This window comes from Pseudomonas sp. SAR267 (assembly GCF_052077595.1).
GTDB lineage: Bacteria > Pseudomonadota > Gammaproteobacteria > Pseudomonadales > Pseudomonadaceae > Aquipseudomonas > Aquipseudomonas vlassakiae.
Genome location: NZ_JBQIHU010000001.1, coordinates 1,586,988 through 1,605,000, shown reverse-complemented (window position 1 = coordinate 1,605,000; position 18,013 = coordinate 1,586,988). Strand labels below are relative to the sequence as shown.

At 62.1% G+C, this 18,013-nt stretch carries 14 protein-coding genes and 2 rRNA genes (1 of these 16 running past the window's edge); 8 read left to right on the top strand and 8 right to left on the bottom strand.

What is annotated here, in order from left to right:
* From ACTORR_RS07795 to ACTORR_RS07760, 8 genes are all read left to right on the top strand, one after another.
* Positions 1–1,529, top strand: a 23S ribosomal RNA gene (locus ACTORR_RS07795) (it extends 1,364 nt beyond the left edge of the window).
* 131 nt (positions 1,530–1,660) lie between these two features.
* Positions 1,661–1,776, top strand: a 5S ribosomal RNA gene (gene rrf, locus ACTORR_RS07790).
* Positions 1,777–2,066: 290 nt separating this feature from the next.
* Positions 2,067–3,710: an acetolactate synthase large subunit gene (locus ACTORR_RS07785; RefSeq protein WP_054885603.1), complete on the top strand. Its 1,644-nt coding sequence runs from the start codon at positions 2,067–2,069 to the stop codon at positions 3,708–3,710.
* Positions 3,711–3,903: 193 nt separating this feature from the next.
* Entirely contained in the window at positions 3,904–4,458 is a 555-nt protein-coding gene (locus ACTORR_RS07780) for a UPF0149 family protein (RefSeq protein ID WP_313365579.1), read from the top strand.
* A gap of 124 nt (positions 4,459–4,582) precedes the next feature.
* Entirely contained in the window at positions 4,583–5,206 is a 624-nt protein-coding gene (locus tag ACTORR_RS07775; RefSeq protein WP_054885601.1) for a glutathione S-transferase family protein, read from the top strand.
* A 28-nt stretch (positions 5,207–5,234) separates the two neighbouring features.
* Positions 5,235–7,247, top strand: coding sequence for a pyridoxamine 5'-phosphate oxidase family protein (locus ACTORR_RS07770; protein ID WP_313365578.1), 2,013 nt, complete (start codon positions 5,235–5,237; stop codon positions 7,245–7,247).
* Positions 7,248–7,290: 43 nt separating this feature from the next.
* Positions 7,291–8,187, top strand: a complete 897-nt coding sequence (locus tag ACTORR_RS07765; protein ID WP_313365577.1) for a LysR family transcriptional regulator — start codon at positions 7,291–7,293, stop codon at positions 8,185–8,187.
* Positions 8,188–8,382: 195 nt separating this feature from the next.
* On the top strand, positions 8,383–9,678 hold the full coding sequence (locus ACTORR_RS07760; protein ID WP_099815926.1) for an MFS transporter: 1,296 nt from the start codon (positions 8,383–8,385) through the stop codon (positions 9,676–9,678).
* A gap of 44 nt (positions 9,679–9,722) precedes the next feature.
* On the opposite strand, the gene ACTORR_RS07755 is transcribed toward ACTORR_RS07760, so the two are convergent.
* The 8 genes from ACTORR_RS07755 to ACTORR_RS07720 all read right to left on the bottom strand — a co-directional run bounded on the left by ACTORR_RS07755 (position 9,723) and on the right by ACTORR_RS07720 (position 17,724).
* The gene (locus ACTORR_RS07755) at positions 9,723–10,592 is read right to left on the bottom strand and encodes an aldose 1-epimerase (RefSeq protein ID WP_313365576.1); all 870 of its coding nucleotides are present in this window, start codon (positions 10,590–10,592) and stop codon (positions 9,723–9,725) included.
* Complete coding sequence (locus ACTORR_RS07750; protein WP_054885596.1) at positions 10,592–11,512, bottom strand: EamA family transporter; 921 nt, start codon at positions 11,510–11,512, stop codon at positions 10,592–10,594. Before ACTORR_RS07750 ends, ACTORR_RS07755 begins: the two co-directional genes overlap by 1 nt.
* 139 nt (positions 11,513–11,651) lie before the next feature.
* Complete coding sequence (locus ACTORR_RS07745; RefSeq protein ID WP_441343608.1) at positions 11,652–12,932, bottom strand: TRAP transporter large permease; 1,281 nt, start codon at positions 12,930–12,932, stop codon at positions 11,652–11,654.
* On the bottom strand, positions 12,933–13,460 hold the full coding sequence (locus ACTORR_RS07740) for a TRAP transporter small permease (protein ID WP_099815929.1): 528 nt from the start codon (positions 13,458–13,460) through the stop codon (positions 12,933–12,935).
* 68 nt (positions 13,461–13,528) lie between these two features.
* Entirely contained in the window at positions 13,529–14,500 is a 972-nt protein-coding gene (locus ACTORR_RS07735) for a TRAP transporter substrate-binding protein (protein WP_054885593.1), read from the bottom strand.
* A 74-nt stretch (positions 14,501–14,574) separates the two neighbouring features.
* Positions 14,575–15,450, bottom strand: a complete 876-nt coding sequence (locus tag ACTORR_RS07730; RefSeq protein ID WP_099815930.1) for a glucurono-1,5-lactonase — start codon at positions 15,448–15,450, stop codon at positions 14,575–14,577.
* Positions 15,451–15,475: 25 nt separating this feature from the next.
* The gene (locus tag ACTORR_RS07725; RefSeq protein WP_099815931.1) at positions 15,476–16,282 is read right to left on the bottom strand and encodes an NAD-dependent epimerase/dehydratase family protein; all 807 of its coding nucleotides are present in this window, start codon (positions 16,280–16,282) and stop codon (positions 15,476–15,478) included.
* A gap of 197 nt (positions 16,283–16,479) precedes the next feature.
* A complete protein-coding gene (locus tag ACTORR_RS07720) occupies positions 16,480–17,724 on the bottom strand; it encodes an OprD family porin (protein ID WP_054885590.1) in 1,245 nt (414 codons plus the stop codon).
* Positions 17,725–18,013: the final 289 nt, after the last annotated feature.

The following is an 18,013-nucleotide window of genomic DNA, read 5'->3' as shown; positions in this document are numbered from 1 at the left end:
TCGATGGAAAACAGGTTAATATTCCTGTACTTCCAGTTATTGCGATGGAGGGACGGAGAAGGCTAGGCCAGCTTGGCGTTGGTTGTCCAAGTTTAAGGTGGTAGGCTGAGATCTTAGGCAAATCCGGGATTTCAAGGCCGAGAGCTGATGACGAGTGCTCATTAGAGCGCGAAGTGGTTGATGCCATGCTTCCAAGAAAAGCTCCTAAGCTTCAGATAACTGGGAACCGTACCCCAAACCGACACAGGTGGTTAGGTAGAGAATACCAAGGCGCTTGAGAGAACTCGGGTGAAGGAACTAGGCAAAATGGCACCGTAACTTCGGGAGAAGGTGCGCCGGCGAGGGTGAAGGACTTGCTCCGTAAGCCCATGCCGGTCGAAGATACCAGGCCGCTGCGACTGTTTATTAAAAACACAGCACTCTGCAAACACGAAAGTGGACGTATAGGGTGTGACGCCTGCCCGGTGCCGGAAGGTTAATTGATGGGGTTAGCGCAAGCGAAGCTCTTGATCGAAGCCCCGGTAAACGGCGGCCGTAACTATAACGGTCCTAAGGTAGCGAAATTCCTTGTCGGGTAAGTTCCGACCTGCACGAATGGCGTAACGATGGCGGCGCTGTCTCCACCCGAGACTCAGTGAAATTGAAATCGCTGTGAAGATGCAGTGTATCCGCGGCTAGACGGAAAGACCCCGTGAACCTTTACTATAGCTTTGCACTGGACTTTGAATTTGCTTGTGTAGGATAGGTGGGAGGCTTTGAAGTGGGGACGCCAGTTCTCATGGAGCCATCCTTGAAATACCACCCTGGCAACTTTGAGGTTCTAACTCAGGTCCGTTATCCGGATCGAGGACAGTGTATGGTGGGTAGTTTGACTGGGGCGGTCTCCTCCCAAAGAGTAACGGAGGAGTACGAAGGTGCGCTCAGACCGGTCGGAAATCGGTCGTAGAGTATAAAGGCAAAAGCGCGCTTGACTGCGAGACAAACACGTCGAGCAGGTACGAAAGTAGGTCTTAGTGATCCGGTGGTTCTGTATGGAAGGGCCATCGCTCAACGGATAAAAGGTACTCCGGGGATAACAGGCTGATACCGCCCAAGAGTTCATATCGACGGCGGTGTTTGGCACCTCGATGTCGGCTCATCACATCCTGGGGCTGAAGCCGGTCCCAAGGGTATGGCTGTTCGCCATTTAAAGTGGTACGCGAGCTGGGTTTAGAACGTCGTGAGACAGTTCGGTCCCTATCTGCCGTGGACGTTTGAGATTTGAGAGGGGCTGCTCCTAGTACGAGAGGACCGGAGTGGACGAACCTCTGGTGTTCCGGTTGTCACGCCAGTGGCATTGCCGGGTAGCTATGTTCGGAAGAGATAACCGCTGAAAGCATCTAAGCGGGAAACTTGCCTCAAGATGAGATCTCACTGGAACCTTGAGTTCCCTGAAGGGCCGTCGAAGACTACGACGTTGATAGGTTGGGTGTGTAAGCGCTGTGAGGCGTTGAGCTAACCAATACTAATTGCCCGTGAGGCTTGACCATATAACACCCAAGCAATTTGCTAGCGCAGATTGCGGTGGTGAAGATGACACGAACCGAAAGTTCGCAAGATCACAAATTCACATATCCGAATTAGCCAAGAGTGTTCAAAAGACATTCTGGCAACAGAATTTCTTGACGACCATAGAGCATTGGAACCACCTGATCCCATCCCGAACTCAGTAGTGAAACGATGCATCGCCGATGGTAGTGTGGGGTTTCCCCATGTGAGAGTAGGTCATCGTCAAGATTCATTTCGCAAAACCCCTATCTGCGCATGCAGGTAGGGGTTTTGTCTTTTCCGTCCTCCGGCAATGCGGCGCTATGACGCTGCAGCCAAATGTCTTTTGTCTGTATCCTCCTATCTGTGCCGTCTGTACGGTGCGACAATATTTCTCGCAAATTAACGTGACTTGTTTGCGCTTAAGCTGCGTCAAGACTTAAGTTCGGGGCAATCCTGGCCCCCGAACCGAGCGATGCCAGCGTACCGTGCTGCGCATTTCTGGACTTTCCGTCCGATCACTTGAGGTTACAAGCAAGATGGCCAAGGCCGCCGATGTCGTTGTGCAATGCCTGGAAAACGAAGGTGTCGAGTATGTGTTCGGCATTCCTGGTGAGGAAAACCTCGACCTGCTGGAATCCCTGCGCAAGTCGAAGATCAAGCTGGTACTGACCCGCCACGAGCAGTCCGCGGGCTTCATGGCTGCCACCTATGGTCGCCTGACCGGCAAGACTGGCGTCAGCCTGTCGACCCTGGGCCCTGGTGCGACCAACCTGGTAACCGCCAGTGCATACGCCTACCTGGGCGGCATGCCGATGATGATGATCACCGGCCAGAAACCGATCAAGAAGTCCAAGCAGGGCCGCTTCCAGATCATTGATGTGTGCGGCATGATGGACCCCATCACCAAGTACACTCACCAGTTCGCCTCGGCCGACAACATCCCGGCCCGTATGCGCGAAGCGTTCCGCCTGGCTGAAGAAGAAAAGCCGGGCGCTGTGCACCTGGAGCTGCCGGAAGACATCGCCGCCGAGCAGACCGACGCCCTGCCGATCCCGCGCAGCCTGCACCGTCGCCCGCTGGCCGAGCACGTGGCCATCGAAGCCGCTGTAGAGAAACTGCACAAGGCCCGTAGCCCGATCCTGGTGATCGGCGCCGGCGCCAACCGCAAGATGACCGCCAAGGTCCTCAAGCAGTTGATCGACAAGACCGGTATCCCGTTCATCACCACCCAGATGGGTAAAGGTGTGGTCGACGAGCGCCACCCGCGCTTCCTCGGCAACGCTGCGCTGTCGTCCGGTGACTTCGTCCACCGTGCCATTGAAGCCGCCGACCTGATCATCAACATCGGCCACGACGTGATCGAGAAGCCGCCATTCTTCATGGTCCGTGGTGGCACCGAAGTCATCCACATCAGCTTCCGCTCCGCCGAAGTCGATGCCGTGTACTTCCCGCAGGTCGAAGTGATCGGCGACATTGCCAACGCCGTGTGGCAGATCAGCGAAGCACTGAACGACACCGCGCACTGGGACTTCACCCGTCTGATGGCCATTCGTGAAGCGAACGAGGCGCAGATCGCCGAAGGCGCCGACGACAATCGCTTCCCGGTCTACCCGCAGCGTCTGGTCGCCGACATCCGTCGCGTGCTGCCGTCCGAAGGCATCGTGGCCCTGGACAACGGCATCTACAAGATCTGGTTCGCCCGTAACTACAAGGCGCACAAGCCGAACACCGTACTGCTCGACAACGCCCTGGCGACCATGGGCGCAGGCCTGCCATCGGCCATGGCTTCGCACCTGGTGTACCCGGACCGCCCGGTGATCTCGGTGTGCGGCGACGGCGGCTTCATGATGAACAGCCAGGAGCTGGAAACCGCAGTCCGTCTGGGCATGCACATCACCGTGGTGATCCTGCGTGACGATGGCTACGGCATGATCCGCTGGAAACAGGCCAACATGGGCTTCACCGATTTCGGCCTGGACTACGGCAACCCGGACTTCGTCAAATACGCCGAAGCCTATGGTGCCAATGGTCACCGCGTCGAAAGCGCCGAAGCCTTGCTGCCACTGCTCGAGCACTGCATCAAGACCCCTGGCGTGCACGTAATCGACTGCCCGGTCGACTACAGCGAGAACGACCGCATCCTCAACAGCGAGCTGCGTGAGCGTGCGCTGGCGGTTTAAGGCTTAAGGGCCTATTCGCGGCGGTTCGCCGCCCCGCTGAACCCGCTGCCACTGGGACCGCACAGCTTGCGAAAGTTGTGCAACCCTTGGCCGCAGGTTCAGCGGGGTGTCGAACCGCCGCAGAATGCTTTCTGCAGATCCGATCCCCCATGTGCTAGGGTGCAGGCAAATCTTCACCCCAGGATACCCGCACATGCTCCCTGCCCTCAGCGAAAAAGAACTCGCCCGCCTCGAAGACTTGCTGATCACCTACGGCAACGACTATTCGGTGCTCAACCTGGCCGAGCTCAACGGCTTTTTCACCGCCCTGGCCAGCTCGCCGGTCGACGAGCTGCCCGAGCAATGGTTGCCTACCGTCGCTGGCGGCAAGGTGCCGAAGTTCAAGAAACCCGCCCATGAAGAGGCCTACACCGCCTTGATGCTGCGCTATGCCTACCAGATCGCCGAGCAACTGGCGCAGGACCTCGAAAGCTTCGAGCCGTTGTTCGAAGAGAGCGAGGCCGAGGAGGGGCCAGCGATCATCATGGAAGAGTGGTGCTTCGGTTACATGCGCGGCACGCAGGTGGCGGGTTGGGGGGAGCTGCCGCCAGAGCAGGAGCAGTTGCTCAAGGCGATTTCACTGCATGGGCTGGAAGACAACTTCGAATTGCTCGATGCCATGAGTTTCGATGAATTGCAGGCTTGCGTGCCGCACGTGGTCGAGGCAGCGCGCGGGCTGTATCGCTATCAGAAGCAGTCGCGGCACTGACCGGCCTATTATTCCACTAGGCGAAATTATGGTTTGCTCCTCACGCTGATTCTGCTGCCCGCCGGATCAGTGCAGGATGGGCTCCACCTGGCATCACCCCGATGCCGGCCCTGGAGCCCAGCCCATGATCAAACTTTACAACTTCCCCAAGTCCGGCCACGCCCACCGCATCGAGCTGATGCTGTCGCTGCTCGGCCTGCCTACCGAGCTGGTGTTCGTCGACCTGGCCAAAGGTGCGCACAAGCAGCCGGAATTCCTCGCCCTCAATCCGTTTGGCCAGGTACCGGTGATCGATGACAACGGCACCGTGATCGCTGATTCCAATGCCATTCTGGTGTACCTGGCCAGCACCTACGACAAGGCGGGCAAGTGGTTACCCCATGACCCGGTCAAAGCGGCACGCGTGCAGCGCTGGTTGTCGGTTGCAGCCGGGCCGCTGGCCTTCGGCCCCGCAGCCGCCCGCCTGGTGACCGTGTTCGGCGCTTCGTTCAACACCGACGAAGTCATTGCGCGAGCACACACCTTGCTCAAGGTGATGGACGCCGAGCTGGCCAAGTCGGCGTTCCTCGCCGGCAGCGAGCCGACCATCGCCGACGTCGCCAACTATTCCTACATTGCCCACGCACCCGAGGGCAATGTCTCGCTGGAACCCTATCCCAACGTGCGTGCCTGGCTGGCCCGGATAGAAGCATTGCCTGGCTTTGTCGCCATGCCGCGCACGGCCATTGGCTTGCAGACCAGTATCTGAGCCGCTACTCCACACGAGGACTGCCGCCATGCAGCAACTCCCCAGCCATCGCACTTCGCCCTGGCATGCCGGCGAGAAGCGCCTGCAAGAACAGGTCGGTGTTTCGGAGCGCATGGAAGTGTTCGGGCAGAAAGTCATCCGCGACTACATGCCCGACCAGCACCGCGCGTTCTACCAGCAATTGCCATTCATCGTTGCCGGTGCTGTAGACCAGGGCGGCAAACCTTGGGCGACGTTGCTCGAAGGCCCGGCAGGCTTCGTCAGCTCGCCTGACCCACGGCAATTGCTGATCGACTGTCACCCGGCCAGCGACGACCCTGCAGCGCCAGGGCTTGCTGCTGGCGGGGCCATCGGCCTGCTCGGCATCGAATTGCATACGCGCCGGCGTAACCGCATCAACGGGCTGATCGCTCAGGGTGCAAGTGGTGCGCTGCAGGTGCGGGTCGAGCAGTCTTTCGGCAATTGCCCGCAGTACATCCAGCTGCGCCAGTACACCCGTGTCGATGAACCGCAACAAGGGCGGATTGATGCGCGAGGGCTGGACGCAACGACCGCCCAGATGATCGCAAACGCGGACACGTTCTTCGTCGCCAGTTACATCGACCACGCCGACGGGCACCGTTCGGTGGACGTCTCGCACCGAGGCGGCCGCCCCGGCTTCGTTCGGGTCGAAGGCAACCGCCTGAGCATTCCAGACTATGCCGGCAACCTGCATTTCAACACCCTTGGCAACCTGCTGGAAAACCCGGTGGCCGGGCTGTTGTTCGTCGACTTCAGCAGTGGTGATGTGCTGCAAGTGACCGGGCGCACCGAGGTGATACTCGACAGCCCGCTGATCACGGTATTCGAAGGCGCCGAGCGGTTATGGACACTGGACATCGAGCAGGTGGTCCTGCGCCGGGCGGCGGTGAGTTTGCGCTGGGCCTTCGAGGAGTACGCGCCAACCAGCTTGATGACCGGCACCTGGGCCGAGGCGCAGCAGCGGCTTGAGCTGCGTGAGCGGCAACGCCAGTGGCTGACCTGGCGGGTGGCGCGGGTGGAGCAGGAGAGTCGAGACATACGCTCGTTCTATCTGGCCGCGGATGAGCCGGTGATCTTCTCGCCCGGCCAGCATATTCCCGTGCGTATCCCGCTGGGGGCCGATGCGCCGCTGATTCGCACCTACAGCCTGTCCTGCGCGCCGTCCGATGGCTACCTGCGGATCAGCGTCAAGGCGCAGGGCCCGGCGTCGCGCTTTCTGCATGAGCGTGTCAGGGCAGGGGACAGGCTGGAAGTCCGCCGGCCGATGGGCAGCTTCATCCTGGACAGCGTCAGCACCAGGCCTGTCGTGCTGATCGGTGCGGGCGTGGGTATCACACCGCTGATCGCCATGCTGCGCGAGCTGTTGGCGAACGGGCAGGCGCGCCGCATCCATTTGTTCCACGGTGCCCGCAGCCTGAGTGATCTGCCGTTCCAGCAGGAACTGGCCGAACTGCGTCAGCGAGCCGGCCCTGGCTTGAGCGTGCATCGTTCGTTGAGCCAGCCTGAGGCCGAAGCCGTGCAAGGGCGTGACTTCGAGCACGTCGGGCGCTTGGGCGTCGAGCAGGTGAAGGGCGCGCTGGCACTGGATGATTACGACTTCTACCTGTGTGGGCCGGCCAGCTTCACCCAGGATCTGTATGAGGGATTGCGCGGCGTGCATGTGCCGGATGCCCGCATTCATGCCGAAGCCTTCGGGCCATCGACACTGCGCCGGCATGGCGACGACCAGCGCCCCACGCTGCAGCAGCCGCCGGCTGCCAGCGAGCCGGTACCTGTGTACTTCGCCAGCTCCGCCAAGGAGGCGCGTTGGGCACCGGGGGCTGGGACCTTGCTGGAGCTGGCCGAGGCGCGCGGGCTGTCACCGGAGTTCAGTTGCCGGGGTGGGTCTTGCGGGACGTGCAAGACCAAGGTGGTGAGTGGGCAGGTGCATTACCCGAATCCCCCTGCCGAGATGCCGGAGGAAGGCACTGCGCTGATCTGTTGTGCCGTGCCAGCGCAGGCACTGGTGCTTGAGCTTTAAGGCAGCCGATAATCTCCCGCATCCCCGATGCTCAGGAGCGTGCATGGACCAGATCCACCTGATGAAGGTGTTCGTTGCTGTCGGCGAGCTGGAAAGCTTTGCCGCTGCCGCCCGCCGCCTGGACATCTCGCCGGCCGCCGTTACCCGTGCCGTCAGCGCCCTCGAAGAGCAGATCGGGGTCAAGCTGCTGTTGCGCACCACCCGCAGCGTGCGGCTGACCGATGCGGGCGGCCGTTACCTGGAAGACACCCGGCACATTCTCGCCAGCATCCATGAAGCCAACGAAGCTGCGGTTGGGATCAACGCCACGCCCAAGGGTGAACTGGCGATCACCGCGCCGATCCTGTTCGGCAAGAAGTTCGTCATGCCTTGTATCGTGCGCTACCTGCAGCGCTACCCCGAGGTCGATGTGTCGGCGTACTTCCTCGACCGCGTGGTGAACATGGTCGAGGAGGGCATGGACGTGGCCGTGCGCATCGGGCCGCTGCCTGACTCCGGTCTCAAGGCGCTGCGCGTGGGCCGGGTGCGGCGGATGCTGTGTGCATCGCCCGACTACCTTGCCCGATGGGGCGAGCCGCAGCACCCGTCGGACTTGCTGGAGCATGCGGTGATCGCCACTACCACCCTCTCGCCGCGCGCCGGCTGGCGCTTCGGCCTGGCCGACGAACCCACCCTGGTACGCATGAAGCCGAGGCTGACAGTCACCAGCAACGATGGCGCGATCGCTGCGGCAGTGGATGGACTGGGCGTTGCCAGGCTGTTGTCGTATCAGGTGGTCGATGAGCTGGCCAGCGGCAAGCTGAAGGTCATTCTTGCCGATTACGAGGAGGCCCCCTGGCCGATCCATATCTTGCATCGAGAGAGCAAGTACGGCTCAGCCAAGGTGCGTTCGTTCATCGACATGCTGGCGCAGGATTTGCGAGCCCGTCACCTGGATTGAGTAAAGAGATCGTACAACAACGCAGGGTCATCAGAGGCCCGCTGCCAACTGTTCGATTTATAGCGTCATTGATATTTATTGTTGTACGACGACCTACGACATGGCACTCTTCACCTGAAACAATTTGTCTCATTTCGCCCTGCCGGCGCATGGGGCAGATCACCCGTCACTCTAAAAACAAGATTCAGGTGAACCATGAAGATCAAAGGCATCCGTTGGTGGATGGTCAGCCTTGTCACGGCCGGGCTCGTCGTCAACTACCTCGCCCGCAACACCCTCTCGGTGGCAGCTCCCACCCTGATGACCGACCTATCCATCACCACCGAGCAATACGCCAAGATCGTCGCGACCTGGCAGATGTGTTACGCCCTCATGCAGCCGATTGCTGGCTGGCTCATCGATTTCATCGGCACCAAACTGGGCTTTGCCGTCTTCGCCTTGGCCTGGTCGCTGGCCTGTGCGGGGGCCGCCCTGGCCAGCGGTTGGCAGAGCATGGCGTTCCTGCGCGGGTTGCTGGGCATGACCGAGGCGGCCGGCTTGCCGGCCGGGGTCAAGGCCACCACCGAATGGTTCCCGGCCAAGGAACGCTCGGTCGCCATCGGCTGGTTCAACATCGGCTCGTCCTTGGGCGCATTGCTGGCGCCACCGCTGGTGGTATGGGCGATCCTGCACAGTGGCTGGCAGCTGGCATTCGTCATCGTTGGCGCGTCCGGTGTGCTGTGGACCCTGCTGTGGATGCTGCTGTACAAGCATCCGCGTGATCAGCAGCGCCTGAGTGACGCTGAGCGTGACTACATTCTCAGCGGCCAGGAAGCCCACTTCAAAGCCGAGCAGCGTGAAAAGGGCGCGTGGAAGCGCATCTTCAAGACCCGCAACTTCTACGCGATCGCCTCGGCACGCATTCTTTCCGAGCCGGCCTGGCAGACCTTCAACGCCTGGATCCCGCTGTACCTGATGACCGAGCGGCACATGAACATCAAGGAAGTGGCAATGTTCGCCTGGCTGCCGTTCCTGGCTGCCGACATCGGCTGCGTGCTTGGGGGCTACCTGAGCCCAATGTTCCATCGTTACTTCAAGGTGTCGCTGTTCACCTCACGCAAGATGGTGCTGGTATTCGGCGCCAGCTGCATGATCGGCCCGGCCTGTATCGGTTTGGTCGAAAGCCCGTACACGGCGATCCTGCTGCTGTGCATTGGCGGCTTTGCCCACCAGACCTTGTCGGGGGCGCTGTATTCGATCACCTCGGATTCGTTCAGCAAGGACCAGGTGGCGACGGCGACCGGCATGGGCGGGATGTGTGGTTACCTGGGCGCGGCGCTGTTTACCCTGGTGTTCGGCATCCTGGTTACGCAAATTGGCTACAGCCCACTGTTCGTGGTGCTGGCGGCATTCGATATCGTGGCGGCAGTGCTGGTATGGAAGGTCGCACGCGAGGTGAATGGGGCTGCTTCGCCACAGTCGTTGGCAACCTCGTCCGAGGCACTGGCGTAAGGCTTGAAGTCTTGGGGCTGTAAAGCAGCCCCAATCCCAGCCAGTCACATTGGCTGATAGTGCATCCTCAATCCCAGGCTCATCGATTCTCCCTGCTGCAACATTCTCAATCCTGGTCGCCCTGGCAAGTGATGCGCATTGATCGGGTGGCTCACTGGCTCGAAGCAGAAGAATGGCTGCTCGTGCGGGCAGAACAACAGAAAATGTTCGGCGCCGCTGGCACTGCATAGCAGCCGATATCCCGCGCCCGGCTGCTCGATCACGCAGTGGCCGGGCCATTCGCTGAAGGCATGATCCACCGCCGTGGCCGGCAGTGTCCGTGCGCGGGCGAAATTCCAGTGATCAGGTACCTCGGCTTGCCGTGACGGCAACGCACCGTTCTCCGCCAGCCAGACGGTGCGCGCCTGCGCCTGCAATCGCGTATCAGGATGGCGCGGAAAGTAAGGATGCAGCCCGAGGCCATACCAGCTAGCCGCCGAATCCAGATGCGTGGCCTGCAGATCGATGGCAAGGCAGCCCTCATGCAGGTGCACAGCCAGTGTCGCACGGTAGGCAAACGGTATTGTGCTGTCGAGGCTCAGGCGGGCGTGGTGCTCGCTGTGCTGCTCCACCTGCCAGGGCTGCTGCCAGGCACTGCCGTGGATCGGGTAGGGATCGTGCCCGGTGTTCGGTGCCAGGGCCAGCCAGCCATCGGGGCGCTGGAAGCCGCCCTCGGCGATCCGGTTGGACCAGGGGACCAAGGGGTAGCAGCCCAGGCGCCGCGGGCTGCCGCTAGCCAGGGCGGCCGCGTCGGCAGGGCGCAGCAGCGCCTGGCCGGTGGCGCTGGCCTGCCAGTTGACCAGGCTGGCGCCCAGCTCAGGGGCGATGCTCAGGCGGGTCAGCGGGTCTTGCAGGTGCAGCAGGGGGACGCTCATCAGGGCCTCCGATAGGTCAGCAGGACGATGCCGCACACCACTACGGCACCGCCAATCAATTGCAAGCCACTGAGTTGCTGGCCGAGCAACGCCCAGCCCAACAACAGGGTAGCGATGGGCTCTACGTTCATCACCGGTGCGTTCTGCGCCATGTTCAGCCTCGGCACACAGACGAACAGCAAGGTGAAGGCCACGCCATACAGCACCACCAGGCTGGCCAGTGCCACCCAGCCGGTGGAGCTGCCCGGCAGCGACAAGCCGGCAGGCATCACGCCGCTGATACCAGCGGCCAGCATGCTGGTGAACACGATCAGCAAAGTCAGCAGGCTGCGCACCGGGCCGCGTACGGCGGCCAGCTTGTGGTCGGTGATCCACAGGGCGCAGGCAAACACGCAGGCGGCGCAGAACGCCAGGCCCACACCCAAGGTCCAGTGCGGGTTGGCGTCGCCACCGTCGGCCAGGCGTGCCGGAACATCCAGCGCCAGCACCAGGCCACACAGGATCAGCCCCATGAACAGCAGCGTGCGCCCGCTCGGGCGGGTACCGCCCAGTGCCCAGGTCAGCAGTGCCAGGAGCATGGGGAAGGTGTTGCCCACCAGCAGCGCCAGGGCGACCGGAATGCGTGCCACCGCCGAATACAGGCACAGGCTCTGGGTCGCGATCAGCAAGCCCAGCAGCAGCTGCCAGCGCCGTGTGCCGGCAGGCAGGCCGAGCGGCTGGCGTTGCCATAGCACCAGGCTGGCCAGCACCAGGAAGGTGATGCCCGAGCGGCAGAGAATGGCCAGCAGCACCCCGGTGTCGTCGTCGAAGGCGATGCGTGCGGCGATGTGGTTGCCGGCGAACGAGCAGGCCAGCAGCGCCAGGAGGGCGATGGCCAGTTTGCGCGGGAAGAGGGTGGTTGCAGAAGAGGGGGCAGCCATGTGCAGGATCCGTTTGCATGGGAAATCCGGGGGCTGCTTTGCAGCCCATTCGCGGGCACGCCCGCTCCCACAGGGACCACGCAATCCCTGTGGGAGCGGGCGTGCCCGCGAATGGGCCGCAAAGCGGCCCCCATTGCGATTACAGGACGACGCTCGGCAGCCACAGCGAGATGGCCGGTATGTAGGTCACCGCCATCAGCACCAGGAACAGCGCCAGGTAGAACGGCAGCAACGCCTGCACCGTGGCCTCGATGCTGACTTTGCCAATCGCTGACCCGACGAACAGCACCGCACCCACCGGTGGGGTGATCAGACCGATCCCCAGGTTGACCAGCATGATCATGCCGAAGTGCACCGGGTCCACGCCGATACCGGTAATCACCGGCAGCAGGATCGGCGTGAGGATCAGAATCAGCGGTGCCATGTCCATCACCGTGCCCAGCAGCAGGAGCATGAAGTTGATGCACATCAGGATCACGTAGCGGTTGTCCGGCAGGGTCAGGAACGCCGTGGTGATCTTCGACGGGATCTGCATCAGGGTCATCACATAGCCGAAGCTTGCGGCGAAGCCGATCAGGATCATCACGATCGAGATGGTGCGTACCGTGCGGTGCATCAGCTTGGGCAGGTCGCGCCACTTGTAGTCGCGATAGATGAACATGGTCACGAAGAACGACCACACCACCGCCACCGCAGCCGATTCGGTCGCGGTGAACACACCCGACAGGATGCCGCCAAGGATGATCACCATGGCCATCAGGCCCCACAGGGCTTCACCGGCAATCTTCAGCGCCTGGCGCAGCGGAATCACCTCGCCCTTGGGGTAGTTGCGCTTCTTGGCGAAGATCAGGCACAGGCCCATCATCACAGCGCTCAGCAGCAGCCCCGGCATCACCCCGGCCATGAACAGCGAAGCGATCGACACCGTCCCCCCAGCAGCCAGCGAGTACAGCACCGAGTTGTGGCTCGGCGGCGTCAGCAGGGCCTGCACCGAGCCGCTCACGGTCACGGCTGTGGAGAATTCACGCGGGTAGCCCTTGCGCTCCATTTCCGGGATCAGCACCGAGCCCACCGATGCGGTATCCGCCACCGACGAGCCGGAGATGGCACCGAAGAAGGTCGACGCGGTGATGTTCACCAGCGAAAGCCCGCCGCGCACGAAGCCCACCAGCACCCCGGCGAACGCTACCAGGCGCCGCGACATGCCGCCCTCGGCCATGATCGCACCGGCCAGCACGAAGAACGGAATGGCCAGCAGCGAAAACTTGTTAACCCCACTGGCGACCTGGATCATCATCGCCTGCAGCGGGATGTCGATGTACCAGGCGCCGATCAGTGCCGACAGGCCCAGGGCGTAGGCCACCGGCATGCCCAGCAGGATCAGCGCAATGAAGCTACCCAACAGAATGAACGCATCCATTTACGCCGCCCCCTCGTTTTCTTCAACCAGGTCGAAGCGCACCACCTTGCGCTGGCTCTGGTCGCCCAGCAGAAGTTTCTCCAGCACGAAGATCAGCGTCAGCACGCCGCCGACCGGGATCGGCGCGTAGCTCATGCCCACCCGTACGCCGGGCAGCGAGGCCATGTACTGGTTCCAGGTGGTGACGCACAGCTTGTAGCCGTACCAGGTCATGAACACGCAGACCCCCACCATCAACAGTTGAGTGAACACCGCCACCAGCCGACGCAGCGGCTCCGGCAGGCGGTCAGTGATCATCGCCACCGCCATGTGCGCGCCGGCGCGGTAGCTGGCGGCGGCGCCGATGAAGGTGAACAGCACCATCAGCAGGATCGACACCGGCTCCGGCCAGCTGGACCCGGTACCCAGCACGTAGCGGGCAAAGATGCCCCAGGGGATGATCAGCGCCATGGTCAGGATCGACAGGCCGGCGACCCAGATGCAGGTGCGGTACAGCGTGTCGTTGACGCTCAGGAAAAGCATTTTCATAGGCATCACCAGAGCGGCAGGGCGACGGGTGTCGCACTGCCGAGGTCATCTTGGGAGGAGGGCCGGGGTTACTGGACCGCGTCGATACGCTTCATCAGGTCGGCATATTGCGCACCGTACTTCTCGCGCACCGGGGCGGTGGCGTCGTAGAACGGCTTGGTGTCGACGGCGATGAACTCGACACCGGCGGCCTTGAGCTTCTCTTCGCTGGCTGCGGACTTGGCGTCCCACAGTGCGCGTTCTTCCATCTGCGCTTCACGGGCAACCTTCTTCACCAGCACCTGCTGCTCAGGCGTGAGCTTGTTCCAGGTGGTCTTGGACATCACCACCGGCTCCGGCAGGATCAGGTGATTGGTCAGGGTGAAGTACTTGGCGCTCTGGTAGTGGTTGTGTTCGAGCAGGGTCGGCGGGTTGTTCTCGGCGCCGTCGATTACCCCGGTCTGCAGCGCGCTGAAGATTTCGCCGGTGTCCATGGCGATGCCATTGCCACCCATGGCGTTCATCATGTCGATGAACAGCGGGTTGCCCTGCACGCGGATTTTCATGCCCTTGAGGTCTTCGAGGCGGCGCACCGGCTTCTTGGTGTAGAGGCTGCGTGAGCCGCCATCCATCCAGGCCAGGGCCACCAGGTTGAATTCGGAGTTGGTGATCTTGTCGAGGATTTCCTGGCCGATTTCCCCATCGATGATCTTGCGCATGTGCTCATGGTCACGGAACACGAACGGCATGTTGAACACGTTCACGTCCGGTACCACCGGGCCGACGATACCGAGGCTGACGCGGGTCATCTGCACGGCACCGATCTGCGCCTGCTCGATCACTTCCTTTTCCGAACCCAGCACGCCGCCGGCGAACATCTTGAAGGTGATTTCGCCATTGCTGGCCTGTTCGAGCTTCTTGCCCATGTTCTGTTCGGCGACCACGGTCGGGTAGCCGGCCGGGTGGATCTCGGCGAACTTGATGTCGAGTGCCGAGGCCGGCAATGACAGGCTGAACGCGAATGGGAGTACGGCAAGAAGCAGCTTGCGTTTGAAGGTCATGGTGAAACTCCGTGGTTTTTATTATCTGGTTTCGCGTGCGAGTGTCGGGTGCTGCGGTGTTGCATGGGCCGCGGTCAGCCGCGCCAGGCAGGTTCCTCCAGGCCTTGGACGCCGGGGTGCAGGGCAAATACGCCACCGGCCAGGGGCTGGTCGCTGAGGTCAGTGCCTGCAGGGCGGATCGAGGTGACGAACAAGGTGTCGAGGTTGGCCCCGCCGAAGGCGCACATCGCCGGTTTCTTTACCGGCACGCTGAGCGAGCGGTCGAGCCGCCCGTCGGGGGTGAACCGGTGGATCTGCCCGGCGTCGTTGCCGCAGATCCAGTAGCAGCCGTCGGCATCGATGGCGGCGCCGTCGGGGCGGCCGGGGAAGGCGCGCATGTCGACGAACAGCCGCTGGTTGTGCGGGGTGCCGCTGTCGGTGTCGTAATCGAAGGTCCAGATCTTCTGCACGTTGGGATGCGAGTCCGACAGGTACATGCGCGTGCCGTCCGGGCTGAAGGCCAGGCCGTTGGGCACGATCATGTCCTTGAGCTGCTGGTGCAACCGGCCCTCGCCATCGAGCCGGTACAGCGCGCCGACGTGGGCGCCTTGCTGCATGTCCATCAACATGCTGCCGGCCCAGAACCGGCCCTGGCGGTCACAGCGGCCATCGTTGAAGCGCATGCCGTGGTGCGGGTGTTCGACTGTGGCGAGCCGGCGGCTGTCGAGGCGGCCGTCGGCCTGGGCCCGCAGCTGGAAGATGCCGCTTTCCATGCCAGCGACCCAGCCCCCTTCGGTGCGGGCGATGCAGGCGAGCATCTCGTCACCCTGCCAGACCTGATGGGCGCCGTCCTGCCAACGGTGCAACTGGCGGGCCGGGATATCGACCCAGTACAGGGCCTGTTCGCTGGGGTGCCATACAGGGCTTTCACCGGTGCCATTGCGGGCGTCGACGATCAGTTCGCAGTGCATGCTGGAGCCTCCTGGCAGGGGGGTGTCAGCTGAAAGGGCCGGCAGCGACGAAGGCGCCACCCTGGTAGACCATGCTCGGGTCGTCGGCGGCGGGCGCCGGTTTGGCCTCAACTGCGGCGCGGAACACTTCCGAGGTGTCCTTGGGTTGGTAGCCCAGGTGCGCAGCATGGCGGTTGTCCCACCAGACGGTGCGGTTGTCTGAGGCTCCGTAGACCACGGTGTGGCCGACATCGGCGGTGAACAGGCCGCGCTCGATCAGCTGAGTGAGGTCGTCGTAGCTCAGCCAGGTGCTGAGCATGCGTAGGTTCTGTGGCTCGTCGAACGAGGAGCCGATGCGGATGCTGACGGTCTGGATGCCGTAGCGGTCGAAGTAGAAGCTGGCGACATCCTCGCCGTAGCACTTGGACAGCCCGTAGTAGCTGTCGGGGCGGCGCAGGGCATGGGCGTCGATCGTCTGGTCCTGATGATAGAAGCCAATCACATGGTTGGAGCTGGCGAAGATGATGCGCTTGACCCCGTGCTTGCGTGCGGCTTCGTAGATGTGGAACACGCCGCAGATATTGGGGCCGAGGATGTCCTCGAAGGAATGCTCGGTGGACACGCCCCCGAAGTGGACGATAGCGTCGACGCCTTCGACCAGGGCATGGACCGCGGCCTTGTCGGCCAAGTCGCAAAGGACAACTTCTTCATGGGGGCCAGTGGCAGGGGCCATCGGCGCGATATCGGAAAGGCGCAGGACTTCGGCGAAGCCGGTGAGGCGTTGGCGAAGCACCTTGCCCAGGCCGCCTGCGGCTCCGGTGAGCAGCAGGCGCTTGAAGGGGGTGGTGGTCATGGCGGCTCTACTTGTGATTGTTGTAAGTTGTCGTATGACTTGGCTGATTATCGGCAGCGCTTCCCGAGGTTGTCAATGCTGCTTTTGGGCGTTTTCATGGCCCTGTGGGAGCGGGCATGCCCGCGAACACCGGCAGAGCCGGTGCCATCCACCGCGTCGCCTGTTTCGCGGGCGCGCCCGCTCCCACAAGGGCCGCATTACAGCAACGACAGGGGATAGTTGAAGATCAACCGGTTCTCATCGAATTCGTTGTTGCTGTAGTCGCGACGAATGCTCGAGTTGCGCCACTTCACGCTCAGGTCCTTGAACGGCCCGCTCTGGATCACATAGGCCAGCTCCGACTCGCGCACCCACTCCTTGCCGTCGGTCACCGCCCCGGTGTGCACGTCGCGGCCACTGATATAGCGGTTCATCAAGGTCAGCCCGGGCACCCCGAGCGTCACGAAGTTGAAGTCATGGCGCACCTGCCACGAGCGCTCTTCGGCATTGTCGAAGCTGGAGTTGTAGCTGTCGTTGGCCAAGGTCCCGCCGCTGGTGCCATTGACCCGCATCCAGGTATCGCCATCGACTTTCTGCAGCCCGATCCAGAAGGTGTTACCGCCGTAGCGGGCCGAGAACATCCCCGAATAGGTCTTGTTGTCCAGCTTGCCGGCACGTTCCGAGCCGTCCTCGCCGCCACGGAAGTAACCCAGGTTGGCGCCGAGGGTCCAGTCGCCCAGCGGCTGGCTGTGGCTCAGTTGCAGGTATTGCTGCGCGTAGACGTCCTTGAGCACCGCCTTCCATAGCCCGACCAGGGTGCGGTTCTGGTTGAACGTGTATTCGCCACCGACAAAGTTGAAGCGGTCCGATACGCCGCCGCCGTAGCTCATGTCTTCCATGCTCGCATCGTTGCGCGGGCTGTTGCCGCGGAACTGGCCGCCATACAGGGTCAGCCCGCCAATTTCGCTGGAGGTTACCTGGCCGCCGCGGAAGGTCTGCGGCAGTGAGCGACCATCGTCAGAGCGCAAAATCGGCAGCACCGGCATCCACTCGCCGATCTTCAGTTCGGTCTTGGAAATACGCGCTTTGCCTGCTACTGCCAGACGCCCGTAGTCATCCGCCGGCTTGCCGTCGTCATGGCGTGGCAGCAGCGCCGTGCCGTAGGTGCCGCCACCGCCATCGAGCTTGAGCGACCACAGCCCCAGCACATCCGCGCCAAACCCCACCGGCCCCTCGGTGAAGCCGGAACGGGCGTCGAGAATGAAGCTTTGGGTCCATTCTTCAGCTTTGCTCTGTGGGTTGCCGGGGTTGGTGAAGTTACGGTTGATGTAGAAGTTGCGCAGGCCCAACACGGCCTTGCTGTCTTCGACGAAGCCCTGGGCGAGGCTGATGCCCGGCATGCCGCCGAGCAGGCTGGCGCCGAGTAGCGCAAAGGGAAGGGGGATATGGCAGATTTTCGACATGGGGTGGGTCCGCTGTTGTTTTTGTTATGTGTTGTCGTACAACTGCGGCGTTTTTTATCAAGCGGGAAATGCACTGTCAACGTCGAAAATCGCAATGAATTAGCGCAGTCAAGTGAAACCTCGCCAGCGAGCGCTCTAGATCAAGGTTCAGATAAAGCCAAGGTCATACGATGACGTCGGGGAATATTGTTGCATTTGCGGCAACGGAGTCCCTTTGGCGCGATGGTTAGTCGCAGAATCATTTCGTAATACTATTCTTCGCTGCTGAAGGGCTAATCGATTCAGTCCA